Below are 12,335 nucleotides of genomic sequence, written 5' to 3' on the forward strand. Positions count from 1 at the left end.
AAAGGTATCCGCGAGCCGGAAAATGATCTCGCCGGGAATGGCGGCACCCGCTGCCAGACCTGCAATAGCCTCTTCCAGCAGACTGAGCCCGCGCTCCAGCGTTTCCCGGAATCGGGTTTCCTCACGCTCCAGAGCACGCTCGACTTCGCGCTGTGCCAGCGTGAGTTCAGGGAAAGCGCTACCCATCTCGGCTACCAGTGGCGCCACCAGTTGATGAAAAAATACGGTCTCCATGCCCAGCTTGCGGCCATGCCGCACGGCGCGGCGGATAATGCGGCGCAGTACATAGCCGCGCCCCTCGTTGGCGGGCAGGACGCCATCGGTGATGAGAAAGCTGCAAGCGCGGATGTGATCCGCCAGCACCCGCAAACTGGTGTCCGTCGCCGTATCACTACCGTAAGTATTGCCACAGAGCGTAGCTGCTGCGGCAATCAGCGGCTTGAAGAGGTCGGTGTCATAGTTGTTGTGTACACCCTGGAGCACGGCCGCGAGACGCTCCAAACCCATGCCGGTATCGACAGAGGGTTTGGGCAGAGGGGTCAGGGTGCCGCTGCTGTCCCGGTCAAACTGCATGAAGACCAGGTTCCAGATTTCGATGTAACGGTCGCCATCGGCCTCGGGGCTGCCCGGAGGGCCTCCGGGAATGTGGGGGCCGTGGTCATAGAAAATCTCTGAGCAAGGGCCACAAGGGCCGGTGTCACCCATGCTCCAGAAGTTATCCTTTTCGCCACAGCGGGAGAGGCGCGCGGGATCAATGCCGATCTCGTCAATCCAGATGTCAGCCGCCTCATCATCCTCTTCGTAAACCGTAATCCAGAGCTTTTCCGGCGGCAGGCTCAGACGTTCGGTGAGAAAGCGCCAAGCGAAACCGATGACTTCCCGCTTGAAATAGTCGCCAAAAGAGAAGTTACCCAGCATTTCAAAAAAGGTGTGGTGCCGCGCTGTATAGCCGACATTTTCCAGATCGTTATGCTTGCCACCCGCGCGCATACAGCGCTGCGAGGAGACGGCACGCCGGTAGGGGCGGGTTTCCAGGCCCAGAAAAACGTCCTTGAAGGGCACCATGCCGGCGTTGGTGAACAGCAGGGTCGGATCATTACGGGGAATCAGCGGGCTGGAGGGTACGATCTGGTGCCCCTGCTCCACAAAATACTCCAGAAAAGCTTGGCGAATGGCTTGCGCTTGCATCGGTCTTCCATTGTTCAAAGATAAAGTGTTTTTGTCTCCGGGCGGGGGGTCTCCGTCCCTCACCCGCTGTCAATCCGCAGAGAAATCCCCCTCTCTGCCGGTTGCCGCAAGTACGCGTCGAATGATGTCCCCGGTAAATCCACGTCCTGCCAGAAAACGGACGCGCCGAGCATAATCTTTAGCGTCCGCTGGCACTGTATCGCCAAAACGCTTCTGATAGACGGCCTTAGCCTGCACCAGCCAGTCAATCTCTGTGTCTGCGGCAGGTTCGACGCCTGCCCGTTGCAAGTCCTGACGCAAACGCAACGGCCCGTGCCCCTGACGCACGCGGGTACGGGTGAGCATTTCCGCGTAACGCGCATCATCCTGATAACCGGCAGCGACAAGTGCGTCCAGCGCCAGCGCCACGTCCCCTGCGTCATATCCCGCACGGAGCAATTTGTCACGCAACTCCAAGCGTCCATATTCCCGACGCGCCAGCAGCCGTAGCGCCAGCGCGGTGGGGTCGCGGCGTTCTGCCGTCAATTACTCGACCGCTGCGGACTCGACCACATCTTCGGCAAAGGCCAGCGGATGTCCTGCTGCCGCTGCCCGTATCCGCTGCTCGATATTGACCGCCAGTTCCGGATGCTCTTTGAGGTACTGGCGGGCATTGTCCTTGCCTTGGCCGATACGTTCTCCCTGATAGCTGTACCAGGCGCCACTTTTTTCGACGATGTCGAACTTCACGCCGAGGTCCACCAGTTCGGAAAGACGGGAGATGCCTTCGCCGTAATAGATGGCGAACTCGGCTTCGCGGAAAGGCGGTGCCACCTTATTCTTGACCACCTTGACGCGGGTATCGTTGCCCACCACTTCGTCGCTCTTTTTGATCGCGCCGATGCGGCGGATATCGAGACGCACGGAGGCGTAGAATTTGAGGGCGTTACCACCGGTGGTGGTTTCCGGGCTGCCGTACATCACCCCGATTTTCATACGAATCTGGTTGATGAAGATAACCAGGGTGTTGGTCCGGGAGATATTGGCGGTGAGCTTGCGCAGGGCCTGACTCATCAGACGGGCTTGCAGACCGACGTGGGAGTCGCCCATGTCACCTTCAATTTCCGCTTTGGGGGTCAGTGCGGCTACGGAGTCGATCACAATCAGGTCGACGGCCCCGGAGCGTACCAGCATATCGGCGATTTCCAGCGCCTGCTCGCCGGTATCCGGCTGGGAGATCAGGAGGTTTTCCAGATCGACGCCGAGCTTATGGGCATAACTGGGGTCCAGGGCATGTTCGGCATCAATGAAAGCCGCGGTGCCTCCGGCCGCCTGACAACTGGCGATGGCGTGCAGGGTGAGGGTGGTCTTGCCGGAAGACTCCGGTCCGTAGATCTCTACCACCCGGCCCCGCGGCAAACCACCGACACCTAGAGCAAGGTCCAATCCCAGCGAACCGGTGGAGTAGACCTCAATGTCCTTGATGGCATTATGATCACCGAGGCGCATGACGGCGCCTTTGCCAAACTGCTTGTCGATCTGTGACAGGGCGGCCGCAAGGGCCTTGCTACGCTGTTCATCCATCATGCTTTCCTTCTCCTGATATAGTAGGGTTATCCTATCCTTTCAAACCACCATTTTGCAGTGGCGCGCGGCGGGACCTGGTCACCCGGAACAGCGGGTCATCGGAACAACCTTTTCCGGCATTCTACCTGAGCGGGCGAGCAGGGCAAACGACTGATGGCCGGGGGACAGCCATTTGGCGGGTCGGCCGCCGTCCAACCTTGCTGGTGTCTTCGGCTTTTACTCTAGCAATAGTCCGAGCAACCCCCCCAGGGCCACCGAGCCCGCCGCATACTGCACCGACCAGCGATCTCCTGAGAAATGGCAGGTCCGCACTTGCGCTCCGGCATTCCGCGCACCCCAGGCAATACAAACGGTGCCCACGGGCTTGCCGGGCACCGCGCCCCCCGGCCCTGCAATACCCGTGATGGCCGCCGCGAGATCGGCGTCGCGCAAGGCGCCCGTCAGCATTTCCAGTGCGGTCTCCTCTGCTACGGCCCCGATCTGCGCGAGGGTGCTTTCCTGCACCTGTAGCCATTGCACTTTCGCGGCATTGCTGTAGGTGACAAATCCGTGCCGCAACAGCTCCGAGGAGCCAGATAAGGCGGTGATGCGGGCGGCAAGGCCGCCGCCCGTGCAAGACTCCGCCAAGGCGAGTCGGGGGCCTTGTGCACCGGCCTGCTGGAGCAGACACCATTCCGGCGGGGCCATTTGCAACGGCAAGGCGGCAGTTGTTCCCGATTCGACCCAGTACTCGCCCGGCAAAATCTCCGGTTCAGGGCCACGATCGTTGAACAGACTCCAAGGTAGCGGGCAAGCCGGCAAAGACGCGCGTGCCCAATCCCGCAATCCGCCCCAGTCACCGGCAGACAGATGGGTGCAAGATGCCGATTTTATCCAGTCTGCAGCGTTCACAAACTCGCCAATGGCCAAAGCCATGCCGGAACAAGCGGGCAGTGTGGCGACGAGGCCTACCCGGACATCCACACCGGCACGTCTGGCCCAGACCGCGAGACGCTGGGCATCCGGCAACGCGGCAGGACGCATGGGCAGAAATATCTGCAAGGATTCCGTAGGGGTATCCGTCATAACCAGCCCGCCCACAAAATCAGTCGTAAAATAATCAGTGCCGGGATCGCCGCAGCGATATCATCGAGCATAATGCCGGTGCCGCCGTGAACATGTTTGTCCAGCCAGGAAATCGGCCAGGGTTTGAGCATGTCAAAAAAGCGGAAGAGCAGGAACCCGACGAGCAATGTCCACCAGCCGAAAGGCACCAGCCAGAGGGTGAGCAGCAGACCTACCCACTCGTCCCAGACAATCGCCGGGGGATCCAGGGCACGTTTGCCGCTACCGCCATTTTGCATCTCCCGCGCCGTAACTCCGCAGAGCCATGGGCCTACGGCGATCATCCCCAGTAGAGCGAGCGTGTAAACCATATGATTTTGCAGCACGAAGGCCAACAGTAGATAGAGGGGGATCGCCGCGATAGTGCCCATAGTCCCCGGAAGCACCGGCGACAGACCGCCGCCGCCGCCGAATGCCAGCCAGTGATACCACGGTCTAGAGTGCATGGACATGCCCCCAGGAGGAAGGCAACGACAGTGGCTGATCCCGCCAGGTCAGGGTTACCGCAGCTTGCCCATTGGGATTCGGGGACAGGATGCTGCCCACTGCGGTCAGACGCAGAGACAGGGCAGCGGCTACCCGTTGTAAAGCCGCAGAAAGTGCAGCAGGGGCACAAAGAATGAGTTCATAATCATCGCCGCCGGTCAGGGGCCAACGTTGCCAGCGTTCCGGATCTTCACCGGCCAAATCCATCAGTTCCCGGCTGAGCGGCAGTGCATCCAGGGCAATCTGCGCATGGACACCCGATGCTTCCAAAATATGGCTGAGATCCGCCAGAAAGCCGTCGGAGCAATCCATAGCGCAACACACGCCGCATGCTGCGGCCGCTTCACCAAATTCGAGGCGGGGCGTGGGCCGCAGACGTCGTGCTTCCAGTGCTTCCCGCTGGGCTGCTGAACAGGAGAAACTTTGCCCCTCCTGACCAAGCTCCACCAAAGCCAAATCCAGAGCTGCGGCAGCATCTCCGAGACTGCCGGTGATCCAGACCATGTCTCCGGGCCGAGCCGTATCACGACGCATAACACATCGATCTACCAGCCCCAATGCGGTTATGGAGAGCGTCAGCGGTCCATCCGTAGCTACCGTATCCCCCCCTGCCAGGGTAACGCCATAGCGCTCGGCGAGCGCACCCCACCCCGCCATAAAGTCTTCCATCCACGCCCCATAATAGCCCGCAGCGCGCAGCGGCAGGGCCAGACTGAGCAAACACCAGCGCGCTTCCGCACCCATGGCGGCGAGATCACTCAGATTGACGGCCAGCGCTTTCCAGGCCAGATCATAGGGACGGACATCGGGAAAGAAATGGCGGTCGGCAACCAGCGTATCCATCGTCGCCACCAGTTGCCGACCCGCGGGGTCCAGCCAGGCAGCGTCGTCGCCGATACCGAGCCGCACACCCTTGCCCGTCTTACCGAGGCGACTCCGTAACTGTTCTATGAGCGCAAACTCTCCGCCCGCCATGTTCACTCCGTTTTTGCCGATGCTCGCGCTACTATAGCAAGGACATCACCTGAAGGAAGCCATGCCCAGCACCCCCACTGTCACCGGACGCTTTGCGCCCTCCCCCAGCGGCCCACTCCATGCGGGATCACTCATTGCCGCCATTGGCAGCTATCTCAGTGCCCGCAGTCAGGGCGGACGCTGGCTGTTGCGCCTGGAGGATGTGGATGAGGGCCGCGTGCGTCCCGGTGCCGCCGACACCATTCTCCGGCAACTGGAGGCTCTGGCCCTGGACTGGGACGGACCGGTGCAGACGCAAGCCACCCGCAAGAACGTCTACCAAGATACGCTGGAGGCTTTGCAAGCACAGGGCACCGCCTACCCCTGTGCCTGTACCCGTCAGGAAATCCGCAGCTTCGGTGCGCGTTATCCGGGTGTCTGCCGGGCGGGTCTGGCACCCGGACGGCAGACCCGCTCCTGGCGCCTGCGGGTGCCGGACATCCTTAACCCCTGGGAGGACCGCTTTCACGGCTGGCAGCACACCCCGGCAATCCAGGGCGATCCCATCCTGCTGCGTGCGGACGGTTACTTTGCCTATATGCTGGCCTGCGCGGTGGACGACGGTGAGCAAGGCGTCAGCGAAGTGATCCGTGGCGCTGATCTGCTCGCACTTACCGGGGTACAGCGTCACCTGCAAAGCGCGCTGGGCCTGCCGCATCCGCAATATGGACATCTGCCACTGCTTTTTAATGCCGCGGGACATAAGCTCTCAAAAAGTGCCGACAGCCCCGCATGGGCTGGCGACCCTAGTCAGGCTTGGGAAAAAACGTTGCATCTGTTGGGTTGGATTACGCCTCATGACCTTCATGGTGCCGACGCAGCGCTGTGGCGTGACTGGGCGTTGATACAGATGACTGAAGAGAAGCTTCTTTATCGCATGACTGCCGCTGGCCTGTAGCGCAGCGTAGCGCTAAGCTACCCTCGATGGATCTACCCTCACTAATCCCCGCCACTCTGCTCCGCCGCTACAAACGCTTCTTGGCCGATTGCCAGTTGGTCAGCGGCGAAATACTCACTGTGCATTGCCCCAACTCCGGGAGCATGCGCAGTTGTGCCGAGCCCGGTCAGCCCATCCTGCTCTCCCTCAGCGACAACCCCAAACGCAAATTGGCCTGGACCTGGGAGCTCTACTGGAGCGGCGCCAGTTGGGTCTGCGTCAACACCCAGCGCCCCAACGCGGTGGTCGCCGAAGCCCTCGCGGCGGGCAAAATACCCATCCTGCAACATTACACGCAATTACGCCGAGAGGTGCCTTATGGCAGCCATGAACGCATCGATATCCTGCTCAGTACCGAGGGCCAGCCACCCTGCTACGTAGAGGTAAAATCCTGCACGCTGCTGGAGGACGACCGCGTCATCCGCTTTCCAGACGCAGTCAGCAGCCGTGCCCTGCGCCATCTAAAGGCCTTGACCGAGGTGGTCCATAGCGGCGGGCGGGCGGTGATGTTCTTCTTGATCGGGCGGGAAGATGGTCAGGGTTTTGCTCCTGCCGACGCTATCCATCCAGCCTATGGAAAGGCCTTGCGCCAAGCACGCGCCGATGGTGTGGAAATTCTGGCCTACCGGACCCGCGTCAGTCCTGATAAAATCATCCTCAGTGCGGCGGAGACGCTTCTCTTTTAGCCGTTTCAGGAGAATGATATGTTACAACGCAGCAAAAAGTCACCCCAAGACAATATCAAGACCACGGAAGAAATCGAAAAAATGCGGGTCGCCGGCCAGCTCACGGCCATGGTGCTGAAGATGATCGGCCCCCATGTCAAAGCCGGCATCTCTACCGGTGAGTTGGATCGCATTTGTCACGATTACATTGTCAATGACCTGCAGGGCATTCCGGCACCGCTCAACTATCAGCCCAGCCCGGAATATCCACCCTTTCCCAAGTCTGTCTGCATTTCTCTCAACCATGTGATTTGTCACGGTATTCCCGGTGACCGGGTACTGAAGGAAGGCGACATGCTGAACATCGACGTCACCGTCATCAAAGACGGCTATCATGGCGACAGCAGCAAAATGTTCACCGTCGGCGAGGTCCCTTTGCGTTCGCGGCGCGTCATGGAAGTGGCCCATGAAGCCATGGTGCGCGGCATTCAGCAGGTGCGGCCCGGTGCGACCCTGGGCGATGTCGGCCATGCCATCCAGGTCTACGCCGAGGCGCAGCATTGCTCCATTGTGCGGGAATTCTGCGGACATGGTATCGGTCGGGTTTTTCACGACGAACCGCAAGTATTGCACTATGGTAATCCCGGCGAAGGCATTGAACTGGTAGCAGGCATGACCTTCACCATCGAGCCCATGGTCAATGCCGGCAAACGCCATATCAAGGCCCTGCCCGACGGCTGGACCATCGTCACCAAGGATCACAGCGCCTCCGCCCAGTGGGAGCACACCATTCTGGTTACTGACGATGGCTACGAAATACTGACCCAACTACCTGGCGACCCTATCTAAGAATGACGAGCCGCGTCGCGCAAGCCCGGGCGCCAGCACCCCATGCGGCCTTGCGCGAGGCCCAGGGGTCGCTGCAAGCTGCCTTTTCGCCACAGCAGAGCAGCAGCATCTTGCTCCGCCAGCACTGTCGCCTGGTGGACAGCGCCTTGCGCAAGCTCTGGCAGACACCATCGGGCACAGACACGTCAACCGCTGAACAGCTCACCCTGGTGGCCGTGGGCGGATACGGGCGTGGCACGCTTTTCCCCGGCTCCGATATTGACCTCTTGATTCTGACCCCCAGCCTCCTGACCACAATACAAAAAGACTTCGTCGAAGGCTTCCTGACCAGTCTCTGGGATCTGCAAATGCAAGTGGGACACAGTGTCCGCAGCGTGGACGAATGCTTACAGGAGTCACATCGGGATCTGGGTATCGCTACCACCCTGCTGGAATCCCGTTATCTCGCGGGATCACATCCCTTGCTGCAGGATCTGAATCGCGCCTTGCAGGATAATCCCTCTTGGTCCCCACCGTTGTTTTTCGCCGCCAAGCTGGCGGAGCAGGAAAATCGTCACGCCCGGTGCAGCGATACCGCTTTTCATCTCGAACCCAACGTCAAGGAAGGTCCCGGCGCGTTGCGTGATATCCATCACCTGCAATGGCTCGCAGCCAGTGTTTTTGGGGAAGGCAGTCTGCGTCGTCTGCGCGATGAGGGCACCATTACCGGCGAGGAATACCGCCAGATCCTGCGCGCCCAGGCCCTGCTCTCCCGCCTGCGGATCGCCCTGCACTATGCCACCGGACGCCACGAAGACCGTCTGCGCCTCGACTTGCAGGTACCGCTGGCGCGGCAATTGGGTTACACCGACCGGCCCGGGCGCAGTGCCGTCGAACAACTGATGCAAAAGCTCTACCGCGCCTTCGCCGACATCCTGCGCGTCTCCGCCATTGCGCAGGAGAATATCGCGCAGCAACTGGCCACCCGCAAAACAGTACCGATGGTCGCCGACCAACGCGTCGCCCTGCCCCTGCCCACGCTGCACCGCGATGATCCGCAATTGCTTCAGCACATTCTGAGCCTGTTCCGCAGTCTGGCGGAGGACTCCCGGCAGCGCACCCTCGATGCCCAGACCCAACGCCAGCTTTACGCATTACGGAACGCTATTCATCCATGTGATCTCAATCGTGATCCTATTGCGCGGAGGGAATTTCTCGCCATTCTCGCCCAACCGGACGGCGCCTATCGCAGCCTCAAAATGATGCAGCAATGTGGCATTTTGGCGCGAATACTCCCCGCTTTCGGACACATTACCGGACGCATCCAGCACGACCTCTTCCACGTGTATACCGTTGATCAGCATACCCTCTTTTTGCTCCGCAACCTCGGTCAGATATGGACCAGCGAGACACCACAGATGCCTGTTGCCAACGCCGCCCGGGAACAGGTCGAAAAACCGGAGTTGCTGGTGCTGGCCGGCCTCTTTCATGATATAGGCAAAGGCCGCGGTGGTGATCACTCCAAAATCGGCGCGCAGGAAGCCCGGCGTTTTGCCCGGCGTTTACAGTTGTCGCCCCGCGATACGGAACTGATCGTCTGGCTGGTGGAACAACACCTGCAAATGTCCAGCGTCTCCCAGCGGCGTGACCTCGAAGATCCGCAGGTCATCCGCGATTTTGCCCATCTGGTCCAGGATGAACGGCATCTTGCCTATCTTCTGCTCCTCACCGTCGCCGATATGCGAGCCACCAATCCGGATCTCTGGAATGACTGGAAGGGGTTATTGCTCAGCACGCTGTACCGGGCGACGGCCAGCGAACTCCAGCGAGAAGATCGCCAGACACGGGACCTTCCGCAAATCGTCGCCGATAAACAGCACGCTGTTTTAGAGGGAATCGCCAGTATGGACCAGCCGCGGGCACGTGCCCTCTGGCAACATCTTTCCGGTCCTTATTTCCTGCGTTACAGCGAGGACGAACTGCTCTGGCATTGCCGGGAAATACTGGCGCACGAGGGCCACAAAACCCTCGTCGCCGTACAGCCCCATGCGCCCGATGGCAGTGAAATTCTGATTTACGGTTCGGACCGGCCGGGGCTTTTTCAGCAAATTACCGGCGCACTGGATCGTCAGTCCCTGAACATTATCGACGCTCGGATCGATACCAGCGAGGATGGGCGCGCTATCGATACTTTCCTGGTCATCGACAATAGCCACGCCTTCGCCCACAGTGCCCAGGCCCACACTGACCTCGCTGCCGAGCTGCGCGCGATTATCGAAGGAGAGACGGCCAGCAAACCCCGCTTTGGATTACGTCATCGCGACCCACGTCATCGTTTTTTTGCCCATGTTCCCGCCGAGATCCGGGTGGACAACCGCGCCCTACCCCGCTACACCCTGCTGGAGGTGCGCGCCGCTGATCATCTGGGGCTGCTCTATCAGGTGGGTGAGACATTACGCGCTTTACAACTCAACATCCACGGTGCCAAAGTCTCCACTTTTGGTGAGCGGGTAGAAGATACCTTTTTCATCCTCAACGAGCGTGGGCGCAAACTGACGGACGCACAGGCCAAAGCGCTGACCCAAACCTTGGGCGACCTCCTGAATGGTAAGGCCGCGTAGACGATGCAGGTTGGTCAGGTACACTCTCATTTTCAGCACAGTCGCCCTTTCTTCAGACAGGCTCAAAATCATGTGGTCATTCCTTCTTCCTGATGCCCGGCGGCGCCGCGACCGCGCCCTGGCCCTCGCCGGCGTCCTGCGCAGCGCCCTGCTGGTGCAGAACATTGCCCGCAATGGTACTCAGCCCGGAGAACTGCTGCAGACCTGTATTCAGAGCATTCTCGCTCTGGAATGCCAGGACAGCCTGCGTGCCTTGGGTGATGTCGACAGCCTGCGTCAGCCCCTGGCCCTGCTCTGCCCCCTGCTGCAACGCGGCCCCGGCAACGCCCAAGAGGCCGAGCTACTACGCTACAGCATGGCGCTGACCACCCTTGGCAAACGTCTGCTTAAAAATTCGTCCGCTACCCAACGCGTCCAGGAAGGCATCGAACAGGCACAGCGCCAGGTCATCCATTTTAGCGACCCGGCACAGCGCAGCATCATTGCCGGACTCGCCCAGACTTACACCGAGGCCATCGGTACCCTGCGCCCGCGCATCATTGTCAGCGGTGAAAGCCGCTTTCTGAGCGATCCCGACGATGCTGCGCGCATCCGCACCCTCTTGCTCAGCGGCATTCGTGCGGCGGTCTTGTGGCGACAGGCGGGTGGTCAGCTGCCCGGCGCCATCCTGGAGCGACGCGGACTCTGCCAGGAAGCAGAAGAACTGCTGGCCACGCATCCACAGCACGGCATCTTCTAACCCTCTCATTCATGGCCCCCTGGGGCCGGTGGCCCGTAGCCACGTCGTCGGGACAGACCTGCATCCCGCTTCTATGCCCTCAATTCCTGCTTCAGGTTGGGCAACCAACCTTACACGGGTGTATGCGTGAACAAAGCGGCTGATCCCACGCCTGTATCGTGTCAACTTGCATTCACACGGCCACTCGTCTCCACCTGGTTTGCGCCTTATAATGCCTTCCCTGACCTTACCAACCATACCACACCATGAGCATACCGATGTCCGCATTACATATTCTGAGCAGAACCTCTCGTAACAAACCCAAGGAAATCCCTCTGGAGCCTGCAAACAACGTCGAAAGCCCGACCATTCGCAGAATCAGGGATCAATTGCGGCGAATTCAGCAAGAAAAAGAACTCTTGACCGCCAAAATTCGCGAAAAGGAACAAGAGCAGACGGATCGCTACTGGCTGGAAAGCATTCGGGCGATCGCCCCCGACTGGAATTTGGGGACAATAGTTGGCGCCCTCGCCGCCGCCGTCGCCGAATGTCAGGATGATCCCACCTACTTTGACGAGATCACTATCTATGGGGCAACTATTATCCACTCGGATGATGGAAAGACCGATCACCACCAATAGCTGGAGATCAGTGAAAGGCTGCTCACTTTTCGGACAAGGCTCAGACCGACCAAGAAGGGGGATCAGTGGGTGAGATGGTATTGCTGGTAATGGAGCACAAGTACGGCACTCCTTGACCATCCGTTGCAGGCTGTCATCACAGCCTACCGCCGAATCGGCTTCGATCTCGATGCTACTTTGGCTTTCGTGCCGAGGCGGGGGTAAATTGCGGAACGACCCCATCCACGATATCAGCGAATTGCTTTTTCGCCTGGACGGGGTCCACTGCGGTTGCATTTTCAGTATGGAAACGTAAAGTATGCAAGGGTTGGTTTACAACCATAGTGTGGGTTCACCCCTTCGACAAGCAACAAAAACCTCGCGAATCGAAAGAGCGTGCCTCCGCTACCACATCGGTGGCATCATCCTCCCGGCATGAAGGTAAAAACTATGGGGAAGTTCGAAAAACTCCCCATATGCAGTAAAATGTAGGGAGTAGATTTTAGGGCGGAGAGTCGCGATGGCGGGACTGGTCGGACAAACAGGATTTTTTCCCGGAGATCGTCGGTTGCGGGAGCTGGATTTGCT

Annotated in this window: 12 protein-coding genes; 6 read left to right on the top strand and 6 right to left on the bottom strand. The window is 59.8% G+C overall.

Annotated elements, in window-relative coordinates; all coding sequences use genetic code 11:
• The 6 genes from alaS to thiL all read right to left on the bottom strand — a co-directional run.
• Positions 1-1,188: alanine--tRNA ligase (alaS, locus tag M7F93_RS08875; RefSeq protein ID WP_298172167.1), on the bottom strand; the 1,188-nt coding region annotated here is incomplete at its 3' end.
• Positions 1,189-1,257: 69 nt separating this feature from the next.
• Positions 1,258-1,713 carry a regulatory protein RecX gene (locus M7F93_RS08880; protein ID WP_298172169.1) on the bottom strand — a complete coding sequence of 152 codons (456 nt, stop codon included), beginning with the start codon at positions 1,711-1,713 and terminating at the stop codon, positions 1,258-1,260.
• The gene (recA, locus tag M7F93_RS08885) at positions 1,714-2,751 is read right to left on the bottom strand and encodes a recombinase RecA (protein WP_298172198.1); all 1,038 of its coding nucleotides are present in this window, start codon (positions 2,749-2,751) and stop codon (positions 1,714-1,716) included. It lies immediately after the preceding gene.
• 219 nt (positions 2,752-2,970) lie between these two features.
• A complete protein-coding gene (locus M7F93_RS08890) occupies positions 2,971-3,819 on the bottom strand; it encodes a CinA family protein (protein ID WP_298172172.1) in 849 nt (282 codons plus the stop codon).
• Entirely contained in the window at positions 3,816-4,304 is a 489-nt protein-coding gene (locus tag M7F93_RS08895; protein WP_298172175.1) for a phosphatidylglycerophosphatase A family protein, read from the bottom strand. The genes M7F93_RS08890 and M7F93_RS08895 overlap by 4 nt, the downstream gene beginning before the upstream one ends.
• Positions 4,294-5,319, bottom strand: a complete 1,026-nt coding sequence (gene thiL, locus M7F93_RS08900) for a thiamine-phosphate kinase (protein ID WP_298172178.1) — start codon at positions 5,317-5,319, stop codon at positions 4,294-4,296. Before thiL ends, M7F93_RS08895 begins: the two co-directional genes overlap by 11 nt.
• A 61-nt stretch (positions 5,320-5,380) precedes the next feature.
• On the opposite strand from thiL, the gene gluQRS reads away from it, so the two are divergent.
• The 6 genes from gluQRS (at position 5,381) to M7F93_RS08930 (ending at position 11,768) form a co-directional block, all read left to right on the top strand.
• Positions 5,381-6,256, top strand: coding sequence for a tRNA glutamyl-Q(34) synthetase GluQRS (gene gluQRS, locus M7F93_RS08905; RefSeq protein WP_298172181.1), 876 nt, complete (start codon positions 5,381-5,383; stop codon positions 6,254-6,256).
• 26 nt (positions 6,257-6,282) lie between these two features.
• Positions 6,283-6,981, top strand: a complete 699-nt coding sequence (gene sfsA / locus M7F93_RS08910) for a DNA/RNA nuclease SfsA (RefSeq protein ID WP_298172184.1) — start codon at positions 6,283-6,285, stop codon at positions 6,979-6,981.
• An 18-nt stretch (positions 6,982-6,999) separates the two neighbouring features.
• On the top strand, positions 7,000-7,809 hold the full coding sequence (gene map / locus M7F93_RS08915) for a type I methionyl aminopeptidase (protein WP_298172187.1): 810 nt from the start codon (positions 7,000-7,002) through the stop codon (positions 7,807-7,809).
• Positions 7,810-7,811: 2 nt separating this feature from the next.
• A complete protein-coding gene (gene glnD / locus M7F93_RS08920) occupies positions 7,812-10,409 on the top strand; it encodes a [protein-PII] uridylyltransferase (RefSeq protein WP_298172189.1) in 2,598 nt (865 codons plus the stop codon).
• Between the two features lie 70 nt (positions 10,410-10,479).
• Positions 10,480-11,148, top strand: coding sequence for a high frequency lysogenization protein HflD (hflD, locus tag M7F93_RS08925; protein ID WP_298172192.1), 669 nt, complete (start codon positions 10,480-10,482; stop codon positions 11,146-11,148).
• A 257-nt stretch (positions 11,149-11,405) separates the two neighbouring features.
• A complete protein-coding gene (locus tag M7F93_RS08930) occupies positions 11,406-11,768 on the top strand; it encodes a hypothetical protein (RefSeq protein WP_298172195.1) in 363 nt (120 codons plus the stop codon).
• Positions 11,769-12,335 lie beyond the last annotated feature (567 nt).

Source organism: Acidithiobacillus sp. (genome assembly GCF_027322205.1).
Taxonomy (GTDB): Bacteria; Pseudomonadota; Gammaproteobacteria; order Acidithiobacillales; family Acidithiobacillaceae; genus Acidithiobacillus.

Coding starts and splice junctions, on each gene's coding strand:
- gluQRS (WP_298172181.1), top strand. CDS start 5,381: ATGCCCAGCACCCCCACTGTCACCGGACGCTTTGCGCCCTCCCCCAGC.
- recA (WP_298172198.1), bottom strand. CDS start 2,751: ATGGATGAACAGCGTAGCAAGGCCCTTGCGGCCGCCCTGTCACAGATC.
- M7F93_RS08890 (WP_298172172.1), bottom strand. CDS start 3,819: ATGACGGATACCCCTACGGAATCCTTGCAGATATTTCTGCCCATGCGT.
- map (WP_298172187.1), top strand. CDS start 7,000: ATGTTACAACGCAGCAAAAAGTCACCCCAAGACAATATCAAGACCACG.
- M7F93_RS08895 (WP_298172175.1), bottom strand. CDS start 4,304: ATGCACTCTAGACCGTGGTATCACTGGCTGGCATTCGGCGGCGGCGGC.
- M7F93_RS08930 (WP_298172195.1), top strand. CDS start 11,406: ATGTCCGCATTACATATTCTGAGCAGAACCTCTCGTAACAAACCCAAG.
- thiL (WP_298172178.1), bottom strand. CDS start 5,319: ATGGCGGGCGGAGAGTTTGCGCTCATAGAACAGTTACGGAGTCGCCTC.
- hflD (WP_298172192.1), top strand. CDS start 10,480: ATGTGGTCATTCCTTCTTCCTGATGCCCGGCGGCGCCGCGACCGCGCC.
- glnD (WP_298172189.1), top strand. CDS start 7,812: ATGACGAGCCGCGTCGCGCAAGCCCGGGCGCCAGCACCCCATGCGGCC.
- sfsA (WP_298172184.1), top strand. CDS start 6,283: ATGGATCTACCCTCACTAATCCCCGCCACTCTGCTCCGCCGCTACAAA.